Annotated in this window: 16 protein-coding genes; 11 read left to right on the top strand and 5 right to left on the bottom strand. The window is 59.3% G+C overall.

What is annotated here, in order from left to right; translation table 11 throughout:
* Positions 1 to 17: 17 nt before the first annotated feature.
* Complete coding sequence (locus AB9L16_RS17310; protein WP_016775506.1) at positions 18 to 506, top strand: SRPBCC family protein; 489 nt, start codon at positions 18 to 20, stop codon at positions 504 to 506.
* A 314-nt stretch (positions 507 to 820) separates the two neighbouring features.
* On the opposite strand, the gene acnA is transcribed toward AB9L16_RS17310, so the two are convergent.
* Positions 821 to 3,562 carry an aconitate hydratase AcnA gene (gene acnA / locus AB9L16_RS17305; RefSeq protein ID WP_375122455.1) on the bottom strand — a complete coding sequence of 914 codons (2,742 nt, stop codon included), beginning with the start codon at positions 3,560 to 3,562 and terminating at the stop codon, positions 821 to 823.
* A gap of 222 nt (positions 3,563 to 3,784) precedes the next feature.
* Here acnA and rlmM point away from each other — a divergent pair, with 222 nt between their 5' ends.
* Positions 3,785 to 4,858, top strand: a complete 1,074-nt coding sequence (gene rlmM, locus AB9L16_RS17300) for a 23S rRNA (cytidine(2498)-2'-O)-methyltransferase RlmM (RefSeq protein WP_041477361.1) — start codon at positions 3,785 to 3,787, stop codon at positions 4,856 to 4,858.
* A gap of 162 nt (positions 4,859 to 5,020) precedes the next feature.
* Complete coding sequence (tusA, locus tag AB9L16_RS17295; RefSeq protein WP_016775503.1) at positions 5,021 to 5,269, top strand: sulfurtransferase TusA; 249 nt, start codon at positions 5,021 to 5,023, stop codon at positions 5,267 to 5,269.
* A gap of 48 nt (positions 5,270 to 5,317) precedes the next feature.
* Here tusA and AB9L16_RS17290 read toward each other — a convergent pair whose 3' ends face one another.
* Positions 5,318 to 6,727, bottom strand: a complete 1,410-nt coding sequence (locus AB9L16_RS17290; protein WP_375122454.1) for an MATE family efflux transporter — start codon at positions 6,725 to 6,727, stop codon at positions 5,318 to 5,320.
* A gap of 160 nt (positions 6,728 to 6,887) precedes the next feature.
* Here AB9L16_RS17290 and pdxB point away from each other — a divergent pair, with 160 nt between their 5' ends.
* Positions 6,888 to 8,033 (top strand): 4-phosphoerythronate dehydrogenase PdxB, encoded by a 1,146-nt coding sequence (pdxB, locus tag AB9L16_RS17285; RefSeq protein WP_375122453.1) that lies wholly within the window; start codon positions 6,888 to 6,890, stop codon positions 8,031 to 8,033.
* Positions 8,034 to 8,187: 154 nt separating this feature from the next.
* On the opposite strand, the gene AB9L16_RS17280 is transcribed toward pdxB, so the two are convergent.
* On the bottom strand, positions 8,188 to 8,367 hold the full coding sequence (locus tag AB9L16_RS17280) for a PA1571 family protein (RefSeq protein ID WP_024013646.1): 180 nt from the start codon (positions 8,365 to 8,367) through the stop codon (positions 8,188 to 8,190).
* A gap of 258 nt (positions 8,368 to 8,625) precedes the next feature.
* Between AB9L16_RS17280 and AB9L16_RS17275 the strand changes: the two genes are divergently transcribed.
* Complete coding sequence (locus AB9L16_RS17275) at positions 8,626 to 10,407, top strand: ABC transporter transmembrane domain-containing protein (protein WP_252876660.1); 1,782 nt, start codon at positions 8,626 to 8,628, stop codon at positions 10,405 to 10,407.
* 82 nt (positions 10,408 to 10,489) lie between these two features.
* Here AB9L16_RS17275 and AB9L16_RS17270 read toward each other — a convergent pair whose 3' ends face one another.
* Entirely contained in the window at positions 10,490 to 12,418 is a 1,929-nt protein-coding gene (locus tag AB9L16_RS17270) for a transglycosylase SLT domain-containing protein (protein ID WP_095182358.1), read from the bottom strand.
* A gap of 214 nt (positions 12,419 to 12,632) precedes the next feature.
* Between AB9L16_RS17270 and AB9L16_RS17265 the strand changes: the two genes are divergently transcribed.
* Positions 12,633 to 14,555: an ATP-binding cassette domain-containing protein gene (locus tag AB9L16_RS17265; RefSeq protein ID WP_375122452.1), complete on the top strand. Its 1,923-nt coding sequence runs from the start codon at positions 12,633 to 12,635 to the stop codon at positions 14,553 to 14,555.
* 192 nt (positions 14,556 to 14,747) lie between these two features.
* Here the strand turns inward: AB9L16_RS17265 and AB9L16_RS17260 are convergent, their stop codons facing one another.
* Entirely contained in the window at positions 14,748 to 15,185 is a 438-nt protein-coding gene (locus AB9L16_RS17260) for a universal stress protein (protein WP_016775498.1), read from the bottom strand.
* A 103-nt stretch (positions 15,186 to 15,288) separates the two neighbouring features.
* Between AB9L16_RS17260 and AB9L16_RS17255 the strand changes: the two genes are divergently transcribed.
* The 5 genes from AB9L16_RS17255 (at position 15,289) to topA (ending at position 22,683) form a co-directional block, all read left to right on the top strand.
* On the top strand, positions 15,289 to 15,726 hold the full coding sequence (locus tag AB9L16_RS17255; protein ID WP_041477352.1) for a hypothetical protein: 438 nt from the start codon (positions 15,289 to 15,291) through the stop codon (positions 15,724 to 15,726).
* A gap of 526 nt (positions 15,727 to 16,252) precedes the next feature.
* The gene (gene fadB / locus AB9L16_RS17250; RefSeq protein ID WP_024013640.1) at positions 16,253 to 18,400 is read left to right on the top strand and encodes a fatty acid oxidation complex subunit alpha FadB; all 2,148 of its coding nucleotides are present in this window, start codon (positions 16,253 to 16,255) and stop codon (positions 18,398 to 18,400) included.
* Between the two features lie 29 nt (positions 18,401 to 18,429).
* Positions 18,430 to 19,605, top strand: a complete 1,176-nt coding sequence (fadA, locus tag AB9L16_RS17245; protein WP_016775495.1) for an acetyl-CoA C-acyltransferase FadA — start codon at positions 18,430 to 18,432, stop codon at positions 19,603 to 19,605.
* 93 nt (positions 19,606 to 19,698) lie between these two features.
* Entirely contained in the window at positions 19,699 to 19,935 is a 237-nt protein-coding gene (locus tag AB9L16_RS17240) for a DUF1653 domain-containing protein (RefSeq protein WP_133340511.1), read from the top strand.
* Between the two features lie 114 nt (positions 19,936 to 20,049).
* Positions 20,050 to 22,683, top strand: coding sequence for a type I DNA topoisomerase (gene topA / locus AB9L16_RS17235; RefSeq protein ID WP_041477349.1), 2,634 nt, complete (start codon positions 20,050 to 20,052; stop codon positions 22,681 to 22,683).
* Positions 22,684 to 22,696: the final 13 nt, after the last annotated feature.

Raw genomic sequence — 22,696 nt, 5'->3', positions numbered from 1 at the left:
AGAACAGGAGGTGACGTATGAAACCAGTACCTAACAGTTTCGAACGCAAGATCACGCTCAAGGCGTCGCGTTCCCATGTCTGGCGCGCATTGGTCGATGCAGAGGCGTTCGGCCAGTGGTTTGGCGTGGCACTTGAGGGCCGGCGCTTCATTGCCGGTGAGTGGACGCAGGGCCAGGTCACGTACCCCGGTTATGAACACGTATTGTGGAATGTGCTGATCGAGCGGGTCGAGCCGCAGCAGTTGTTTTCTTTCCGCTGGCACCCGTATGCGGTCAACCCGAAGATCGACTACTCGCAAGAGCCGACCACGCTGGTCAAGTTCGAATTGCAGGACTTCGAGGACGGCACTCTACTCAAGGTCTCGGAGTCCGGCTTCGCGCACATCCCTGATATCCGTCAGAAAGAAGCGTATTACATGGACAGTCGCGGCTGGGAGGAGCAGTTGAGCAGGCTTGAACAGTTTCTCGCCGAAAGCGCCAGGGCTCGTGAAAGCGGCGGTGCCTGACGGACCTAGGGGTTTTCGGAAGTGTTTGTATGGCGAATGTCTTACACGCATTGGTAGCTTTTACGACTATTGCTGATTGGATCCACTGGGTAATCTACACACATCAACTGAGACACAGGGAGTGTTTCAGGATCATGGACGATCGACCATCGCAAGGATCGCTGCCGACAGGGAGTCGATAATGGTCTTGGGAAAAACCCGCTTCGGCGGGTTTTTTTTCGCCTGAATGTAGGAGCCGCCGAAGGCTGCGATCTTTTGATTCTGCTTTTAAAAGCCAAGTCAAAAAGATCACAGCCTGGGCGAATGTCATCCCGTCACGAAGCAATCAACTGCCGCAACACATAATGCAGGATCCCCCCGGATTTGAAGTACTCGACCTCATTCAGCGTATCAATGCGGCACAAGACTTCGATTCTCTCCTGACGACCATCCTCCCGAGTGATAACCAGCGGCAGGTTCATCCGCGGCCTCAGCTCGACGCCGGTCAATCCCAGAATCTCGAACGTCTCTTTGCCGGTCAGATTGAGACTCTTGCGATTCTGATCAAGCTTGAACTGCAACGGCAGCACACCCATGCCGACCAGATTAGAGCGGTGAATACGTTCGAAGCTCTCCGCAATCACCGCTTTGACGCCCAGCAGATTGGTGCCTTTCGCCGCCCAGTCACGGCTCGACCCGGTGCCGTACTCCTGACCGGCAATCACCACCAACGGCGTACCCGAAGCCTGATATTTCATCGCTGCGTCATAGATCGCCATTTTTTCCCCGGTGGGAATGTAAAGGGTGTTGCCACCTTCCTCGCCACCCAGCATCTCGTTGCGAATACGGATGTTGGCAAAAGTACCGCGCATCATCACTTCATGATTGCCGCGACGGGAACCGTAGGAGTTGAAGTCGCGCGGCTCCACGCCTTTTTCCTGCAGGTATCGCCCGGCCGGGCTGTCGATCTTGATGTTGCCGGCGGGGGAGATGTGGTCGGTGGTCACTGAATCGCCGAGCAAGGCCAAGACCCGCGCGCCTTTGACGTCTTTGACTTCCGGCAGAGGGCCGGAAATGTCGTCGAAGAAAGGTGGATGCTGAATGTAGGTCGAATCGTCCTGCCACACGTAAGTCGCCGCTTGCGGCACCTTGATGGCCTGCCATTGCTCATCACCGGCAAACACTTCGGCGTATTCCTTGTGGAACATCGCCGTGTTGACCTGATTCACCGCTTCGGCGATTTCCCGGCTGCTCGGCCAGATATCGCGCAGGTACACCGGATTGCCCTGCTGATCCTCACCCAGCGGTTCGCTGCTGATGTCGGTGCGAACGCTGCCAGCCAGTGCGTAGGCGACGACCAGCGGAGGCGAGGCCAGCCAGTTGGTTTTCACCAGCGGGTGTACGCGACCTTCGAAGTTGCGGTTGCCGGACAAGACCGACGCGACGGTCAGATCGGCTTTCTGAATGGCTTTCTCGATCGGCTCCGGCAGTGGCCCGGAGTTGCCAATGCAGGTGGTGCAACCGTAGCCAACTAACGAAAACCCGAGCTGATCAAGGTATTGAGTCAGCCCGGCAGCCTTGTAATAGTCGGTGACGACTTTCGAACCGGGGGCCAGTGAGCTTTTGACCCAAGGCTTGCGCGTCAGACCTTTCTCGACAGCTTTTTTCGCCAGCAGTCCAGCAGCCATCATCACGCTCGGGTTGGAGGTGTTGGTGCAGGAGGTAATCGCGGCGATGACCACTGCACCGTTTTTCAGGCGATAGGTCTTGCCCTCGTATTCGTAGTCCGCTTCGCCCACCAGATCGGCGTTGCCCACTGCTACGCCGCCGCCGCCCTCGCTTTCCAGGCGTCCTTCTTCCTTGCTGGTGGGTTTGAATTGCAGGTCGATGAAATCACTGAAGGCCTGCGCGACGTTCGGCAGCGAGACGCGATCCTGCGGACGTTTCGGTCCGGCCAGGCTGGCCTCGACGCTGCCCATGTCCAAAGCCAGGCTGTCGGTGAACACCGGCTCCTGACCCGGCAGACGCCACAGGCCTTGAGCCTTGGTGTAGGCCTCGACCAGTTTCACCACTTCCGGCGGCCGGCCAGACAGGCGCAGGTATTCCAGCGTGACATCGTCGACCGGGAAGAAGCCGCACGTCGCACCGTATTCCGGGGCCATGTTGGCGATGGTTGCGCGGTCGGCCAGTGGCAGATCGGCGAGACCATCGCCATAGAACTCGACGAATTTGCCGACTACGCCTTTCTTGCGCAGCATCTGCGTTACGGTCAGCACCAGATCGGTGGCGGTGATGCCTTCCTTGAGTTTGCCGGTGAGTTTGAAGCCGATCACTTCCGGAATCAGCATCGATACCGGTTGCCCAAGCATCGCCGCTTCCGCTTCGATCCCGCCCACGCCCCAGCCGAGTACGCCGAGGCCGTTGATCATGGTGGTGTGGGAGTCGGTGCCGACCAGCGTGTCGGGGAACGCGTAGGTGCGGCCATCCTCGTCTTTGGTCCAAACGGTGCGGCCGAGATATTCGAGGTTGACCTGGTGGCAGATGCCGGTACCCGGCGGGACCACGCTGAAGTTATCGAACGCACTCTGGCCCCAGCGCAGAAAGGCATAGCGCTCGCCGTTGCGTTGCATTTCGATGTCGACGTTCTGTTCAAACGCACTGGCGCTACCAAACTTGTCGACCATCACCGAGTGGTCGATCACCAGGTCCACCGGCGACAACGGATTGATCCGCTGCGGATCGCCACCAGCCTTGGCCATTGCCGCGCGCATTGCGGCGAGATCGACGACGGCGGGGACACCAGTAAAATCCTGCATCAATACACGGGCAGGGCGGTACTGGATTTCGCGATCGGAGCGGCGCTCCTTGAGCCAGGCGGCGATGGCTTTGAGGTCAGCGCCGGTGACAGTTTTTTCGTCCTCCCAGCGCAGCAGATTTTCCAGCAGTACCTTCAACGACATCGGCAGCTTGTCGAGGTCGCCCAGGCTTATGGCGGCTTCCGGCAGGCTGAAATAATGGTAGGTCGTGGCATCGATTTGTAGGGTTTTCAGTGACTTCAGACTATCGAGGGACGGCATTACGATCACTCCTTTGAGTCCGCACGGCTACGGACTGAGGGGACGGGCAGAGCATTAAACCTAGCCCTGTTTTGAGTAGCTGGCTAATAACTGGACTCTATCGGCGCAACCATGGTTCCGACTTCAGCTATCATGCGCCGGTTTTCGTGACAGGCATTGCGGCAACGCAAGGCTTGAGCATCGCGCAACGGTCGAATGATCGACCGTTGCCCAGGAGTAAGAATGAACACCCTATTCATGCATTGCCGGCCCGGCTTCGAAGGCGAAGTCTGTTCGGAGATTTCCGATCTCGCCGCCCGTCTCAATGTCGCCGGTTACGCCAAAGCCAAAACCGCCACGGCCTGCGCCGAGTTTGTCTGCACTGAAGCCGACGGCGCCGAACGCCTGATGCGCGGTCAGCGTTTCGCCGAATTGATTTTCCCTCGGCAGTGGGCGCGGGGCTTTTTCATTGATCTGCCGGAAAACGATCGCATCAGCGTGATCCTCGCGCACATGGCCGATTTCCCGGTGTTTGGCAGTCTGTGGCTGGAAGTGGTCGATACCAATGACGGCAAGGAACTGTCGAATTTCTGCAAAAAATTCGAAGGCCCGCTGCGCAAGGCGCTGACCGCCGCTGGCAAACTGGTGGAAGACGCCAGCAAGCCGCGATTGTTGCTGACCTTCAAAAGCGGACGCGAAGTGTTCCTCGGCATGGCTGATGCCGGCAATTCGGCAATGTGGCCGATGGGCATTCCACGCCTGAAGTTTCCTCGCGAGGCGCCCAGCCGTTCGACCTTAAAGCTGGAGGAGGCGTGGCACCACTTCATTCCACGTGATCAGTGGGAAGATCGCCTGCACAGCGACATGACCGGCGTTGACCTCGGCGCCGCACCGGGCGGCTGGACCTGGCAACTGGTCAACCGTGGCATGCTGGTGACGGCTATCGACAACGGCCCGATGGCTGAAAGCCTGATGGAAACCGGATTGGTCCAGCATCTGATGGCGGACGGTTTTACCTTCAAACCGAAGCAGCCGGTGGACTGGATGGTTTGCGACATCGTCGAGAAACCGGCGCGCAACGCGGCGATGCTCGAAGAGTGGATCGGCGAGGGGCATTGCCGCGAGGCGGTGGTCAACCTGAAGCTGCCGATGAAGCAGCGTTATGCCGAAGTGAAACGTCTGCTCGAGCGCATTGCCGATGGTTTCAAGGCTCGTGGGATCAAGGTTGATATCGGCTGCAAGCAGCTATATCACGACCGCGAGGAAGTGACTTGCCATCTGCGCCGGCACGACACCAGGAAAACCAAATCGCGCTGACACAACACTGAACCTGTGGGAGCGAGCCTGCTCGCGAAAGCGGTGGGGCAGCCAACGATGTGCTGACTGACGGATTGCCTTCGCGAGCAGGCTCGCTCCCACATGGGTTGGACGATAATCCCGGCGATGCGCGACAATGCCGGCCAGTTTCTGGAGTGAACCATGAGTGAAATGATCGATACCCCGGTCGACGGCACCCTCGACGCCACCGGCCTCAATTGCCCGGAGCCGGTGATGATGTTGCACCAGCACATTCGCGATCTGGTACCCGGCGGCCTGCTCAAGGTGATCGCCACCGATCCCTCGACCAAGCGCGATATCCCCAAGTTCTGCGTGTTTCTTGACCATGAGCTGGTCAGCCAGCACGAAGAGGCCGGCACCTATCTGTACTGGATTCGCAAGAAGTCCTGACTCAGGGCAAAAAAAGACCTGCAAATGCAGGTCTTTTTTTATGGGTGATCAACCCGCCGAACGACTGATTCGAATCCGCTTGCGCGCACTGCGTGTCAGACGAATCGACAGCATCAACGCTGCGCAGCTTAAGCCTACGATCAAACCCTGCCACAAACCGCTCGGACCGCGTGGCTCGCCGAGCCAATCGGTCAGGCCCAGCGCATAACCGACCGGCAGACCGATGCCCCAGTAGGCGAAGAGAGTCAGGATCATCGTCACCCGAGTGTCCTGATAGCCACGCAGTGCACCGGCCGCAGTCACCTGGATTGCATCTGAAAACTGGAACAGCGCCGAATAAACAATCAGCATCGCCGCAATATGAATCACCGTTGTATCAGCGGTATAGATCGCCGCAATCGGCTCGCGCAGCGCCAGCATCAGGCTCGCCGACAGGCAGGCGTAGGCCAGCGCCGTGCCCATGCCGACTCCGGCGGCAAAGCGCGCTTCACGCGGTTCTTCGCGCCCAAGCGCCTGACCGACACGCACGGTGACCGCCATGCCCAGCGAATAGGGAATCATGAATACCAGCGAGCTGACGTTCAGCGCGATCTGATGCCCGGCCACCACCGTCGCGCCGAGGCTGCCGATCAGCAGGGCGATTACGGCAAAAATACTCGACTCGGCAAACACCGCGATGCCGATCGGCAAACCAATCGACAGCAGACGTTTGATCACCGCCCACTGCGGCCAGTCGAAGCGGCTGAACAATTCGCTTGAGCGATAGGCCGGTGCCCAGCGTTCGTACCCGGCCAGGCCTAGCGCCATTACCCACATCACGATTGCCGTGGCCCAGCCGCAGCCGACGCCGCCCATGGCCGGCACGCCGAAGTGGCCGTAGATGAAGATGTAGTTCAGCGGGATGTTCAGCGCCAGACCGCAGAGGCCCAGCACCATGGCCGGGCGGGTGCGGCCGATGCCATCGCTGGTGCAGCGCAGCACGTGATAGAAGGCCACCGCCGGCAAGCCGCTGGCGATGCCGTGCAGATATTGCATGCACGGGCCGATCAGCTCGGGATCGACCTTCATCAGGTGCAGCACCGGCTCGGCAGCGATCAGCATCGAGGTGGCGATCAATCCGACTACCAATGCCAGCCACAACGCCTGACGCACAATCGGGCCAATTTCGCTGTGCTTGCCGGCGCCGAAACGCTGGGCGACTTTTGGTGTGGTGGCCAGCAGGGTGCCGGTCATCAATAGAAACACCGGAACCCAGATCGAGTTGCCCAGCGCCACTGCCGCCAGGTCCTTGGGGCCGACGCGCCCGGCCATCACCGCATCGACGAAGCCCATGGCCGTGGTCGCCAGTTGCGCGATGATGATCGGCAGGGCCAGGGCGAGCAGGTTTTTCAACTCCAGGCGAATCCGCGCAGGGCGGCTCAGCGAGACGGCGACAGGTTGGTCAGTTACAGGGTTCACAGGCAAAGCGTCCAGAAAGTATTGATGCGCAGAGCGGCGCATTCTACGCCGCTGACGCCTCGGTCAGGAAATATCCTCTGTTGCGTATTTGTAAGCGCAAACCCTGCTGGCTGATCGACGCGTCAGCACCTAAACTGCCGATCCGCCCAAGGAGCCCGCCATGCTGATTGTTGCCGACGAAAATATCCCGCTGCTCGATGCTTTTTTTGCCGGTTTCGGCGACATCCGCCGAGTGCCGGGCCGCTCCATTGACCGCGCGACGGTTGAGCAGGCCGATGTGTTGCTGGTGCGTTCGGTGACCAACGTCAATCGCGCGCTGCTTGAAGGCAGCAAAGTGCGCTTTGTCGGCACCTGCACCATCGGCACCGATCATCTGGATCTCGATTACTTCAACGAGGCCGGGATCTGCTGGTCGAGCGCGCCGGGTTGCAATGCTCGTGGTGTTGTCGACTACGTGCTGGGCAGTCTGATGACACTGGCCGAAATCGAAGGGGTTGATCTGACGCAGCGTACTTACGGCGTCGTCGGCGCCGGTGAAGTGGGGGGGCGCTTGATCAAGGTTCTCAAGGGCTTGGGCTGGAACGTCAAGGTTTGCGATCCGCCGCGTCAGGCTGCCGAGGGCGGCGATTATGTCAGCCTTGAGCAGATCATCGAGCAGTGCGACGTAATCAGTCTGCATACGCCATTGACCCGCAGCGGCGACTCTGCAACCTGGCACCTGTTCGATCAACAGCGTTTGCAGCAACTCAAGCAGGGTGCATGGCTGATCAACGCGGCGCGTGGCCCTGTAGTGGACAATGCAGCGCTGCGTGAGGTGCTGCTGGAGCGCGAGGACCTGCAAGCGGTGCTCGACGTCTGGGAAAAAGAGCCGGAAGTCGACCCTGCGTTGGCCGAACTCTGCGTATTGGCCACGCCACATATTGCCGGTTACAGCCTCGATGGCAAGCAACGCGGGACCGCGCAGATTTATCAGGCCTACTGCGCTTTCAGCGGCCAACCTGCAGCTATCCAGCTCAGCGATCTGCTGCCAGCAACCTGGTTGTCGGAAGTTTCCCTGCACGGTGACAGCGATCCGGCGTGGGCGCTGGCGATGTTGTGCCGGGGCGTGTATGACCCGCGCCGCGATGATGCGGATTTCCGCCGCAGCCTGGTGGGAAATGTCGCTGAGCAGCGCGCGGCGTTTGACGCGTTGCGCAAGCAATATCCGGTGCGACGCGAGATCGAAGGGCTGAAGGTGCGGATTGAAGGGGAGTCGCCGTTGTTGCGGCAGATTGTGGAGGCGCTGGGGGCGACCCGTGTCCTGTAGGAGCTGTCGAGTGAAACGAGGCTGCGATCTCTCGATCTTGCTTTTTGAAGATCAAAAGATCGCAGCCTTCGGCAGCTCCTACACGATTCGCAGCTAAATTACAGACATAAAAAACCCGGCCAATCAGGGCCGGGTCAGGAAGACGGTGGCTACATCACTCTTGTTCGGCAGGCTTGACCAATCGCTTCTCCAGTTCGCGGCATGCGTCCTGGATCATGTCTTCAGTGATCGGTACTTCGCGGCCCTGCTCATCGATAATCGAGCAACCCAGAGACTGGTCGGGTTTGGTGCGGATCACTTCAATCTTGTCTTCGCTGCTGTGTTGCAAGGACATGGCCTGTCTCCTCATCAGGTTGTGTGCCTAAGTTAAAACCGCCACGTGACCAGGCTGTGACAACTCCCTGCGGTCTGTCGGCGGGCGGCATCTCTACTCAAACAGAAATGACCGCTCGTCTCAACCGCAACCTTAGACCAATCGTTTCTAGCATCCGGACATCCCGGGCATATTTAACCTGACTCATTGTGATTTACAGAGTTCCACCCCATCTGAGTCTGTAGGCTGGCCCGATCCATCTGCGCAGACGTGAACGCCATGATCTCCATGTTTTCTTCCCGACACCGGCGCGCCCTGCGCCTGACCAGTCATTTTCTCCTGCCGTACCGCTGGCATGCCTTCGGCGCACTGCTCGCGCTGATCGTCACCGCCGGCATCACCTTGTCGATGGGGCAGGGCATCAAGTTGTTGGTAGACCAGGGTTTCATGACCCGTTCGCCGCATCTGCTGAATCAGTCGATCGGGATTTTCATGTTGCTGGTGCTCGGACTGGCGCTGGGCACCTTTGCCCGTTTCTATCTGGTGTCGTGGATAGGCGAGCGCGTGGTCGCCGACATTCGCCGCCAAGTGTTCAATCACCTGGTGTATCTGCATCCAGGCTTTTATGAGGACAACCGCAGCTCGGAAATCCAGTCGCGTCTGACCGCTGATACCACGCTGCTGCAATCGGTGATCGGCTCGTCGCTTTCGCTGTTCCTGCGCAATCTGCTGATGGTCATCGGTGGTGTGGTGTTGCTGTTCATCACCAATCCGAAGTTGACCAGCATTGTCGTGATTGCACTGCCGCTGGTGATCGCGCCGATCCTGATTTTCGGCCGCCGCGTGCGCAATCTGTCGCGCCAGAGCCAGGACCGCATCGCCGACATTGGCAGCTATGTGTCGGAAACCCTTGGTCAGATCAAAACCGTGCAGGCCTACAACCATCAAGTGCAGGACGAGCAGCGTTTCGCTTCTACCGTCGAGCAGGCGTTCGAAACCGCGCGTAAGAGGATCTTCCAGCGTGCGTGGCTGATCACTCTGGTGATCGTGCTGGTGCTTGGCGCGGTGGCGGTGATGTTGTGGGTCGGCGGCATGGATGTGATGGCGGGGCGGATTTCGGCTGGGGAACTGGCGGCGTTCGTTTTCTACAGCCTGATTGTCGGCAGTGCGTTCGGCACGCTGAGCGAAGTGATCGGCGAGCTGCAGCGCGCTGCTGGCGCAGCGGAGCGGATCGCAGAATTGCTGCGTTCGGAAAACATCATCCAGCCACCGTTGACCGGACTGGTCACTCTGCCAGCGCGAGTCAAAGGTGAACTTGAGCTGCGCGACGTGCGCTTTTCCTACCCCTCGCGTCCGGAAAGCTACGCCGTCGATGGCTTGAATCTGACGGTGAGGGCGGGTGAGACCTTGGCATTGGTGGGGCCGTCGGGCGCGGGCAAGTCCACGGTTTACGACTTGTTGCTGCGCTTCTACGATCCACGCGAGGGGCAGATTTTCCTCGATGGCGTGCCGCTGACCAGCCTTGACCCGCTGGATCTGCGCCGCTGTTTCGCCCTGGTCTCGCAAACCCCCGCGTTGTTTTTCGGCAGCGTGGAGGACAACATTCGCTACGGCTGCCCGACGGCCACGCTTGAACAGGTCAAGGAAGCTGCGCGAATTGCCCACGCCCACGACTTTATCGAACAAATGCCGGACGGCTATCAAACTCATCTGGGAGATGGCGGCCTCGGGTTGTCCGGCGGTCAGCGCCAACGTCTGGCCATTGCCCGCGCCTTGCTAGTGGACGCGCCGATCCTGCTCCTTGACGAAGCCACCAGCGCCCTCGACGCACAGAGCGAACATCTGATCCAGCAGGCCCTGCCAACGCTGATGGAAAACCGCACCACGCTGGTGATCGCTCACAGGCTGGCCACGGTGAAGAACGCTGACCGGATTGCGGTGATGGATCAAGGCAAGCTGGTAGCGGTGGGGACACATCAGGAGTTGATCGCCAGCAATCCGCTGTACGCACGGCTGGCGGCGTTGCAGTTCAATGATGGTCGATCTGTCACAGCAGACTGAGCAATCGACCGAGTAACCGACCAAAAAAATGCCCGCATCTCACGATACGGGCATTTTTCATGATTCGGCGTCAGCCTGGTGATTACTGATCGTCAAAATACCGCTCATGCCAATCCACCAGCGGTTGCGGCGAGTTGAGTTTTTGCCCGTAGATCACCGAGTAGGACAACACGTTCTGCACGTATTGACGGGTTTCGTCGAACGGGATGCTTTCCACCCAGACGTCGAAACTCAGGTGATCAGCGCCGCGCAGCCACTGACGCACGCGGCCTGGCCCGGCGTTATAAGCGGCGGAGGCGAGCACGCGGTTGCCGTTGAACTGGCTGTGCACCTGGCTGAGGTAAGCGGCGCCGAGCTGAATGTTCTTGTCTGGATTGAGCACCTGCTGCGGCGAAGCCAGGGGGATGCTGAATTTGCGCGCGGTTTCCTTGGCGGTGGCTGGCATCAGTTGCATCAGACCGCTGGCGCCGACGCCGGAGCGCGCGTCGTCCATGAACGCGCTTTCCTGTCGGGTGATGGCGAACACCCAGCTCGAATGCAGGCCGCGAACCTTGGCTTCACGCACGAGGGTATCGCGGTGAGCCATCGGGAAGCGGATGTCCAGATCGTCCCAGTACTGCGCCTGACTGATGGTGCGAATCGCCGGGAAGTACCATTTCAGGTCGTAGGCCAGTTTGGCCTGGGCGACCATTTCATCGCGGTTGAAATGACGGCTGACGTGATACCACTCGCGACGCCCGTCGACGATCTGCCCGCGTGCATGAAACTCCAGCGCGCGCCGCACGCCGGGGGTGTTACGAACCTTGTTGATCAACGCCTGGCTGAGCACCAGCGGCTTGTTGTTCAGCGAGTAAGGCGACTGTGAACGGTCTGCGGCGAGGAAGCCGTAGAAGTCTCGTTCCCGCGCCAGATTCTTGTACAGGGTCAGCGCTTGCGGGTTTTGTGGCTCGGCCAGTTCCAGACTGCGCGCCTGCCAATAGCGCCAACGGTTGGTGGTGGCCAGGTCTTGCGGCAGACGTTTGGTCAATTCGTAGGCATCGTTCCAGCGTGCCAGACGCAGCAGCAGGCGCAGGCGCCATTCCGAGACGGTGTTGTCGCGCAGCTCCGGATCGTATTTGGTCATCACGTCCAGCGCGCGGCTGTCGAAGCGGCGCGCGAGGGTCAGGCCGATCTCGCGAGCGATCGCGACCTTCTCATCGCGAGAGAAATGCATGCTGCTGGCGTAACCGTCGAGCAAAGCCATGGCCTTGTCCGGATCCTGCCGAGCGAGGCGGCGCAAGCCGAGGCTGACGACGTCTGACATCGGCTCGTCGGCCGGGGTGAAGCGCGACGGCTGATTGAGCAATTCGGGTTTCTGCGCCACGTCGACCAGCAAACGACCGCGCGGGGCGAGGGTGGTCAGGCCGTTGATCAGGCTGTTGGCCAGCGGATAGTTGCGTGCCTGCGCAGCAAGTTTGGTGCGCTCCCAACGTTTCTGCTCGGTAAGCTGGCCGTCGGCAGCCCAGATGCCGAACAGCGCGTCACAGGCGGCGGGTTGCGATTTGCCGGTCAGCCAGAGTTTTTCTGCGTTCGCATAGCCTTCAGCCTTCTTGTCGTGGCTGATTTGGTATTGCGCGTTGAGGCAGTCGAGCTCAGTGAAATTCAGCTTCGGATCGTAATATTTGACGAAGGTCGCCCAGTCGCCACGGTCGGCGAGCCAGCGCAACCAGCGCAGCTTCATCCAGTTGGCCTGGGGCAGATCACCGTGCTCGGCGAGAAATTTCTCGATCTCTGCGTTGCTCGCGGTCTTCAGACGCGCGGTCAATTCGTCGTAGGCCAAGTACGGTTCCAGCGGATAATCGGCCAGCGCCTGGCTGTAACGGAAATACGGGCCGGTATCACCCTTGGCCAAGGCGCGCTTGGCTTCATCGTAATACTGGCGTTGGGTGGACAAGTCCACCGCCTGGACGGATTGAGCGGCAGCGGCGGTAAGAAACAAGCAGGACAAAACACTGAAAAGGCGACTGCGCATGAGACATCCGGGCAGAGAAATCATGACAAGTGCCGATCGGAATCCGCACTGAATTGACTGTAGCTTAGCCTTTTGCCAGCAAGCGGCGAAAGCTTTGCGAGCCTCGCTGCACAAGTTCGCAACAAAAGTCGTGCAGAGTGCTTCGACAGACAAATTGCCGGCCTGCTGAAGCCTCAAGTCAGGTAGAATGCGCGCCCGGTTTTTGGAGAAGCTCATGACCCTGCTCAAATTCAGCGATGTGTCCCTTGCGTTCGGCGCTATGCCGTTGTTGGACAAGGTGTCCTGGCAGATCGCCCGTGGTGAGCGGGTGTGCATCATCGGCCGCAATGGCACTGGCAAGTCCAGCATGATGAAACTGGTCAAGGGCGACCAGAAGCCCGATGACGGCTCGGTGTGGCGTGCCCCCGGTCTGAAAATCGGCGAATTGCCGCAAGAATTGCCAGTTGCCGACGACCGGACGGTATTCGACGTGGTGGCTGAAGGCCTCGATGGTGTTGGCGCCTTGCTCGCCGAATATCATCACCTGAGCCAGAACATCGTCACCGACGCCGATCTGGACAAGCTGATGCACGTTCAGCACGACCTCGAAGCCCGTGATGGCTGGCGCCTTCAAACGCTGGTCGACAGCACCCTGAGCCGTCTGCAACTGCCGGCCGACAAGACTCTCGCCGAACTCTCCGGCGGCTGGCGTCGTCGCGTGCTGCTGGCGCAGGCGCTGGTGTCCGAACCGGATCTGCTGCTGCTCGACGAACCGACCAACCACCTGGACATCGGTGCGATTGCCTGGCTCGAAGAGGCGCTGAAAGATTTCCAGGGCGCCGTGCTGTTCATCACGCACGACCGTTCCTTCCTGCAAAACCTCGCCACGCGCATCCTCGAACTGGATCGCGGTGGGCTGATCGACTGGAACGGCGACTACGCCAGTTTCCTCGTGCACAAAGAAGCTGCGCTGGCCGCTGAAGAAACCGCCAACGCGCTGTTCGACAAGCGTCTGGCTCAGGAAGAGGTGTGGATCCGTCAGGGCATCAAGGCCCGCCGCACTCGTAACGAAGGTCGTGTGCGCGCTCTGAAAGCCCTGCGCGTTGAGCGCAGTGAGCGTCGCGAGCGTACCGGCAAGGCCAACATCCAGCTGGAAACCGCGGACAAATCCGGCAAGCAGGTGATGGTCCTCGAGAACGTGAGCTTCGCGCATCCGGGCGGGCCGTTCCTGATCAAGGATTTCTCCATGGTCCTGCAGCGCGGCGACCGTATCGGTCTGCTCGGCGCCAACGGTACCGGCAAGACCACCCTGTTGAAACTGATGCTCAGCGGTCTGCAACCGACCAGCGGTAAAGTGGAAGAGGGCACCCGGATCGACGTGGCGTACTTCGACCAGTTGCGCCATCAGCTGGATCTGGAAAAAACCGTGATCGACAACGTCGCCGAAGGTCGCGACTTCATCGACATCGACGGGCAGAGCCGTCACGTGCTGAGCTATCTCGGCGACTTCCTGTTCAGCCCGCAGCGTGCACGCACGCCGGTCAAGGCGTTGTCGGGTGGTGAACGTGCGCGTCTGTTGCTGGCGAAGCTGTTCAGCAAACCGGCGAACCTGCTGGTGCTCGACGAACCGACCAACGACCTCGATGTGGAAACTCTCGAGCTGCTCGAAGAAGTGCTGCTGACTTTCAACGGCACCGTGCTGATGGTCAGCCACGACCGGGCATTCCTCGATAACGTGGTGACCAGCACCCTGGTCTTCGAAGGTGAAGGCAAGGTTCGTGAATACGTCGGCGGCTATCAGGACTGGATCCGTCAGGGCGGTTCGCCGCGTCTGTTGGGCGTGACTGAAAGCAAGTCGGGCAAGGCTGACCTGAACTCGGCGGTGGTTAGCGCTGAGCCGGCTCCGGTGGCTGCGCCTGCGGCTGCCGCTCCGGTTGCCAAGAAGAAACTCAGCTACAAGCTGCAGCGTGAGCTGGAAGCCTTGCCGGGCGACATCGACGCCAAGGAGCAGCAAATCGCCGCGGTTGAAGCGGAAATGGCTGAAGCCGGTTTCTATAAGCGTCCGCCGGCGGAAACGGCCAAGGTGATTGCTTCGCTGGAGCAATTGCAGGCCGAGCTGGATGCGTTGGTGGAGCGTTGGGCCGAGCTGGATGCCTGATTGCTCCTGATGTGAAAAAGCCCGGCGCTCAGTGATGAGCGCCGGGCTTTTCATATGTAACGCGATCTACAGGCTGGAGCAGGTCAACTGTGGGAACGAGCCTGCTCGCGAAAGCCGTGTGTCAGGCGGCACTCATATTGAATGTGCCGACGTATTCGCGAGCAGGCTCGCTCCCACAAAGAGCAAGACAGATCAGCGTTTGACCAGGTGTACCGCCAGCACATCGCATGGCGCACCGTGCAGCACGTCATTCGCGGTCGAGCCGAGCAGCAGTGCCAAGCCATGACGGCCATGGCTTCCGACCACGATCAGATCGCACGCTTGTTCCTTGGCGAAATGATGGATTTCCTGGCGTGGCTGGCCGTAGGTCAGATGGCAATTGGCGCCTTCGAGCTCGGGGTATTTCGATTTGAGTTTTTCAAGACGCTCCTTGGCCTGATCGAACTGCTGTTGTTGCAGTTGTGACAGGTCCATTGGCACGTCGCCACCGAAGGCCATGGCCATCGGTTCAACGATATGCACCAGCGACAACTTGGCAGCGTTGCTCACCGACAGCTCGCGGGCGCGGTGGATCACAGGGTCGCACTCTTCGGTCAAATCTACGGCGACCAGTATGTGGTGGTAGGGCATGAGGTGCTCCTCCTGAGGGTTCGATATTGGTAAGTATGGCTGGTTTCAAGCGCATTGGTTCGCAAGTGACACAATGGGCTCATCAAAAATCGGGAGTACAGATATGACGGTCTGGCTGGTGGTGTCAATCCTGCTGGTAGTTTTAAGTCCGCTGGCATGGTTGCGCCCATCGCGAACGCAGAGCGGGCGCATGGCCCTGCGCATGGAGGCGCGACGCATCGGCCTGGCCATGCAGCTGGCGCCGCAGGAGTGGCCGCACTGGCTGCTGCCGGAGCCGCCGAATCCCTGCGCCCAGTACCACCGACCCCGGCGTGGCAGTCAACCGGCGTGCTGGACCTATTGGCAGAAAACCCCGGGCGTGTGGGTCAATCAATGGCAAGAAGTCTGCGATGACCGGATCCTGCTCGATTATTTCGAAAAATTGCCGGGCAATGTTTTCAAGATCGAAGCGGACAAGCAGATGATCGCCTTGTACTGGGGCGAGAAGGGCGAGGCGACGGTTCTGCAGGATATCGACGCGACCCTGAAAGCACTGGCGTGATGCGCGGACTTTTCTCACTGCAACGGTGTGAAACGTCCGGCAGACGCGCAATAAAAAGCCCGACATGATTCGTCGGGCGGATTGGCCAGGCAGGCCGGTAACTTTTTTTGCGGCAGGCGCTTTGATCGCCTCGGCAAATTTCCTCGCAGTCCACCCAGCGTAGCCTTCTGAACAGGGCTCGGCGGAAATTAGGGCGACTTTTCTAACTATTGATTCTATGAATGGCTCAACATCGAGACGGGTGTTGCTGCTCATCATGGTGCAGAAATGACCGCAAAGTCGCATTTCAGCCCGAATTTAGGGCGATTGACAATTGTCTGAAATTCCGTGAAGGTGACGTACCCGAATCAAACGGGCGTATGAATTGAGCGTTTGTCTTACAGACTGCTCCTACAGAATCCCGACTATCGCGTTGGCGGGTGTGCCAGGCGGACAGGTGTCAGCATCGACGAACAAAGCGTCCTTCTGAGCCATAAGCCTGCGTCCGACGTGTACTGTTCAGCTTCCATATCGTGGAGATCAGTTGATGATTTACGAAGGTAAAGCCATCACGGTTAAAGCTCTTGAAAGTGGCATCGTCGAATTGAAATTCGACCTCAAGGGTGAGTCCGTCAACAAGTTCAACCGTCTAACCCTGAACGAACTGCGTCAGGCCGTAGACACCATCAAGGCAGATGCTTCGATCAAGGGCGTGATCGTCAGCAGCGGCAAGGACGTGTTCATCGTCGGCGCCGACATCACCGAATTTGTCGACAACTTCAAGCTGCCGGATGCCGAGCTGGTTGCAGGCAATCTCGAAGCCAACAAGATCTTCAGCGATTTCGAAGACCTCAACGTGCCGACCGTCGCGGCCATCAACGGCATCGCCCTCGGTGGCGGTCTGGAAATGTGCCTGGCGGCCGACTATCGCGTCATGTCCACCAAGGCAAAGATCGGTCTGCCGGAAGTCAAACTGGGCATCTACCCAGGCTTCGGCGGTACTGTGCGTCTGCCACGCCTGATCGGTGTCGACAACGCCATCGAGTGGATTGCCGCCGGCAAGGAAAACCGTCCTGAAGACGCCCTGAAAGTCAGCGCCGTCGACGCCGTGGTTGCTCCAGAGAAGCTGCAGGAAGCTGCCCTTGAACTGATCAAGCGCGCCATCTCCGGTGAGTTCGATTACAAAGCCAAGCGTCAGCCGAAACTTGAAAAACTCAAGTTGAACGCCATTGAGCAAATGATGGCTTTCGAAACCGCCAAAGGTTTCGTGGCTGGCCAGGCCGGCCCGAACTACCCGGCGCCGGTTGAAGCGATCAAGACCATCCAGAAAGCCGCGAACTTCGGTCGCGACAAGGCACTGGAAGTGGAAGCTGCAGGCTTCGTCAAGCTGGCCAAGACCTCTGCTGCGCAGAGCCTGATCGGCCTGTTCCTGAACGATCAGGAATTGAAGAAAAAGGCCAAGGCCTATGACGAAATCGCCAAGGACGTGAAGCAGGCTGCCGTACTCGGCGCCGGCATCATGGGTGGCGGTATCGCTTATCAGTCGGCCTCCAAAGGCACGCCGATCCTGATGAAGGACATCAACGAGCACGGTATCGAGCAGGGTCTGGCCGAAGCCGCCAAGCTGCTGGTCGGCCGCGTTGACAAGGGTCGCATGACCGCGGCGAAGATGGCTGAAGTGCTCAACGGCATTCGTCCGACCCTGTCCTACGGCGACTTCGGTCACGTCGATCTGGTCGTCGAAGCTGTGGTCGAAAACCCGAAGGTCAAGCAAGCGGTACTGGCTGAAGTCGAAGACAAGGTCAAAGAGGACACCATCCTCGCGTCCAACACCTCGACCATTTCCATCAGCCTGCTGGCCAAGGCCCTCAAGCGTCCGGAAAACTTCGTCGGCATGCACTTCTTCAACCCGGTGCACATGATGCCGCTGGTGGAAGTGATCCGTGGCGAGAAGTCCAGTGAACTGGCGATCGCCACCACCGTTGCCTACGCGAAGAAAATGGGCAAGAACCCGATTGTCGTCAATGACTGCCCGGGCTTTTTGGTCAACCGCGTGCTGTTCCCGTACTTCGGCGGTTTCGCCAAGCTGGTCAGCGCCGGTGTCGACTTCGTTCGCATCGACAAAGTGATGGAAAAATTCGGCTGGCCAATGGGCCCGGCTTACCTGATGGACGTGGTCGGCATCGACACCGGTCACCACGGTCGCGACGTCATGGCTGAAGGTTTCCCGGACCGCATGAAGGATGACCGTCGTTCGGCCATCGACGTGCTGTACGAAGCCAAGCGCCTGGGCCAGAAGAACGGCAAGGGCTTCTACGCCTACGAGGCCGACAAGAAAGGCAAGCAGAAGAAAGTCGCCGATCCGTCGGTACTCGAAGTGCTCAAGCCGATCGTTTACGAGCAGCGCGAAGTCACTGACGAAGACATCATCAACTGGATGATGATCCCGCTGTGCCTGGAAACCGTGCGCTGCCTGGAAGACGGCATCGTTGAAACCGCCGCCGAAGCCGACATGGGTCTGGTTTACGGTATCGGTTTCCCTCCATTCCGTGGCGGTGCGCTGCGCTACATCGATTCGATCGGTGTTGCCGAGTTCGTTGCCCTGGCTGACCAGTACGCTGATTTGGGCGCGCTGTACCACCCGACCGCGAAGCTGCGCGAAATGGCCAAGAACGGCCAGAGCTTCTTCGGTTAAGCGCCCCCAACTAGAGTGAGAGTGAACTTATGAGCTTGAATCCTAGAGACGTCGTGATTGTCGACTTCGGTCGTACTCCGATGGGCCGCTCCAAGGGCGGCATGCACCGCAACACCCGCGCTGAAGACATGTCGGCGCACCTGATCAGCAAACTGCTGGAACGCAACAGCAAGGTCGACCCGGCGGAAGTCGAGGACGTGATCTGGGGCTGCGTCAACCAGACCCTGGAGCAGGGCTGGAACATCGCGCGCATGGCGTCGCTGATGACCCAGATTCCGCACACTTCGGCCGGCCAGACCGTCAGCCGTCTGTGCGGTTCGTCGATGAGCGCGCTGCACACTGCTGCGCAAGCGATCATGACCGGCAACGGTGACGTGTTCGTGGTCGGCGGCGTCGAGCACATGGGCCACGTGAGCATGATGCACGGTGTCGATCCGAACCCGCACATGTCGCTGTATGCGGCGAAAGCCTCGGGCATGATGGGCCTGACCGCGGAAATGCTCGGCAAGATGCACGGCATCACCCGTGAGCAGCAGGATGCCTTTGGCGTGCGTTCCCACCAGTTGGCCCACAAGGCAACCGTGGAAGGCAAGTTCAAGGACGAAATCATCCCGATGCAGGGTTACGACGAGAACGGTTTCCTGAAACTGTACGACTACGACGAAACCATTCGTCCGGAAACCACCCTGGAAAGTCTGGCGGCGCTCAAGCCGGCATTCAATCCGAAGGGCGGCACCGTGACTGCTGGTACTTCGTCGCAGATCACTGACGGTGCTTCGTGCATGATCGTGATGTCGGCGCAGCGTGCACAGGACCTGGGTATCCAGCCTATGGCGGTGATCCGTTCGATGGCAGTGGCAGGTGTGGATCCGGCAATCATGGGCTATGGTCCAGTGCCGGCAACACAAAAAGCCCTGAAGCGCGCAGGCCTTGGCATCAACGATATCGACTTCTTCGAGCTCAACGAAGCTTTCGCCGCACAGGCTCTGCCAGTGCTGAAAGATCTGAAAGTGCTCGACAAGATGAACGAGAAGGTTAACCTGCACGGCGGCGCGATCGCCCTGGGTCACCCGTTCGGTTGCTCCGGTGCGCGTATTTCCGGCACCCTGTTGAACGTGATGAAGCAGAATAGCGGCACCTTCGGGGTGGCCACTATGTGCATTGGTCTCGGCCAAGGCATCTCCACCGTCTTCGAACGCGTTTAAGCGTCTCGTCGATGGAAGCCGGGGCCCAGTGCCCCGGTTTTTGTTTTTGGGTTTTTTATTTATTTTTGAAAAGATTTCAGTGAGGGCCGAAGCATGCCGATACAACCTGGGCTCTACCAACATTACAAAGGTCCGCAATACCGTGTATTCAGTGTTGCGCGGCATTCCGAAACCGAAGAAGAAGTGGTCTTTTACCAAGCCCTGTATGGCGATTACGGCTATTGGGTGCGCCCGCTGAGCATGTTCGTCGAGTCAGTCGAGGTTGACGGCGAGCAGGTGCCGCGCTTTGCTTTGGTGCAAGCCGAACCGAGCCTTTTTGACAAGGCATGAGGCGACTGCGCAGACAACCCTGCGCTTGACCTCACCTTGTATCAACTATATATAGCGGTGCCGCGTCAGGCGCCAACCGCCTTTCACTTCTAGAATTCAGGAATTTTCTGATCCATGGGCAAATCGCTGGTCATTGTGGAATCCCCGGCTAAGGCCAAGACCATCAACAAGTATCTGGGTAACCAATACGTGGTGAAGTCGAGTATCGGCCATATCCGAGACCTGCCCACCAGCGGTTCGGCTAGCGCCAGCAAAGAGCCAGCCGCCAAGCGCGGCAAGGCTGCTGCGGGCGAAGGTCCGGTGCTCTCGCCGAAAGAGAAAGCGCGCAAGCAGCTGGTCTCGCGCATGGGCGTCGATCCCGAACACGGCTGGAAAGCCCAGTACGAGATCCTCCCGGGCAAAGAAAAGGTCATCGAAGAGCTGCGCCGGCTCGCCAAGGATGCTGACACCATCTATCTCGCAACCGACTTGGATCGCGAGGGGGAAGCCATTGCCTGGCACCTGCGCGAAGCCATCGGTGGTGACGACAGCCGTTACAAGCGCGTGGTGTTCAACGAAATCACCAAGAAGGCGATCCAGGAAGCCTTCTCCGAGCCGGGCGAGCTGGACATTGATCGTGTCAACGCCCAGCAGGCGCGTCGCTTCCTCGACCGCGTCGTCGGCTACATGGTCTCGCCGCTGCTGTGGGCCAAGATCGCCCGTGGTCTGTCCGCCGGTCGCGTGCAATCGGTTGCGGTGAAGCTGGTAGTCGAGCGTGAGCGTGAAATCCGTGCGTTCAATCCCGAAGAATACTGGGAAGTGCACGCTGATCTCGGCACCACCAAAGGCTCGACCGTGCGTTTCGAAGTGGCTCGCGAAAAAGGCGAAGCCTTCAAGCCGCTGAACGAAGCCCAGGCCATGGCTGCGCTGGAGAAGCTCAAGTCTTCCAGCTACAGCATCGTCAAGCGCGAAGACAAACCGACCAGCAGCAAGCCGTCGGCGCCGTTCATCACGTCGACCTTGCAGCAGGCTGCGAGCAACCGCCTTGGTTTCGGCGTGAAGAAAACCATGATGATGGCCCAGCGTCTTTACGAAGCCGGCTACATCACTTACATGCGTACCGACTCGACCAATCTCTCGGCCGACGCCGTGGCGATGGCGCGCACCTACATCGAAGACGAATTCGGCAAGAAATACCTGCCGGAAACGCCGAACGTCTACAGCAGCAAGGAAGGCGCGCAAGAGGCTCACGAAGCGATTCGTCCGTCCGACGCCAATACCACGCCGAGCAAGCTGGCGGGTATGGAGCGCGATGCCGAGCGTCTGTACGAGCTGATCTGGCGCCAGTTCCTAGCCTGCCAGATGCTGCCGGCGCAATACCTGTCGACCACCGTCAGCGTCGGCGCTGGCGACTTCGAGCTGCGTGCCAAGGGCCGTATCCTCAAGTTCGACGGTTACACCCGGGTGATGCCGCAGATTGCCAAGCCTGGCGATGACGACGTGCTGCCTGACATGGCCCAGGGCGATGTGATGAAGCTGATCAAGCTTGACCCGTCGCAGCATTTCACCAAGCCACCGGCGCGTTATTCCGAAGCCAGTCTGGTCAAGGAGATGGAAAAACGCGGCATCGGTCGTCCTTCGACTTACGCTGCGATCATTTCGACCATTCAGGATCGCGGTTATGTGACCCTGCACAACCGTCGTTTCTACTCGGAAAAGATGGGCGACATCGTCACCGAGCGTCTGTCCGAGAGCTTCTCCAATCTCATGGACTACGGCTTCACCGCCGGCATGGAAGAGAACCTCGATGACGTGGCGCAGGGCGAGCGCGACTGGAAAAACGTGCTGGACGAGTTCTACGGCGACTTCAAGAAGAAACTTGAAGTAGCGGAAAACCCGGACAGCGGCATGCGCGCCAACCAGCCGGTCATGACTGACATTCCGTGCACCACCTGCGGTCGTCCGATGCAGATTCGTACCGCATCGACTGGCGTGTTCCTCGGCTGTTCGGGCTACAGCCTGCCGCCGAAAGAGCGCTGCAAGGCCACCGTCAACCTGGTGCCGGGCGATGAAATCGCAGCGGACGACGAGGGCGAATCGGAATCGCTGGTACTGCGTGGCAAGCATCGCTGCCCGATCTGCAGCACGGCGATGGACGCCTACCTGCTGGACGAAAAGCGCAAGTTGCACATCTGCGGCAACAACCCGGATTGCGCTGGTTACGAAATTGAAGAGGGCAGCTATCGCATCAAGGGCTACGAAGGTCCGAGCCTGGAATGCGACAAGTGCGGCAGCGAAATGCAGCTCAAGACCGGCCGTTTCGGCAAGTTCTTCGGTTGCACCAACCCTGAGTGCAAGAACACCCGCAAGTTGCTGAAGAGCGGTGACGCGGCGCCGCCGAAGATGGATCCGGTGAAGATGCCTGAGCTGAAATGCGAAAAGGTCAACGACACCTACATCTTGCGCGATGGTGCGTCCGGTCTGTTCCTGGCCGCCAGTCAGTTCCCGAAAAACCGCGAGACTCGCGCTCCGCTGGTGATCGAGATTCTGCCGCACAAGGACGAGATCGATCCGAAGTACCACTTCCTGTGCGAGGCTCCGCAAAAGGATCCTGACGGTCTGCCAGCGGTCATCCGCTACAGCCGCAAGACCAAGGAGCAATACGTACAGACCGAAGTCGACGGCAAGCCGACAGGCTGGAAAGCGTATTACGACGGTGGCAAGTGGACTGTTGAAGACAAGCGCAGCGCAAAGGCCAAGGCTGAGTAAGCGCTAGTCTGAA

The organism is Pseudomonas sp. LW8, from assembly GCF_041956865.1.
GTDB lineage: Bacteria > Pseudomonadota > Gammaproteobacteria > Pseudomonadales > Pseudomonadaceae > Aquipseudomonas > Aquipseudomonas siliginis.
The sequence above is the reverse complement of the archived record's forward strand: the minus strand, read 5'-3'. Positions and strand labels throughout refer to the sequence as shown.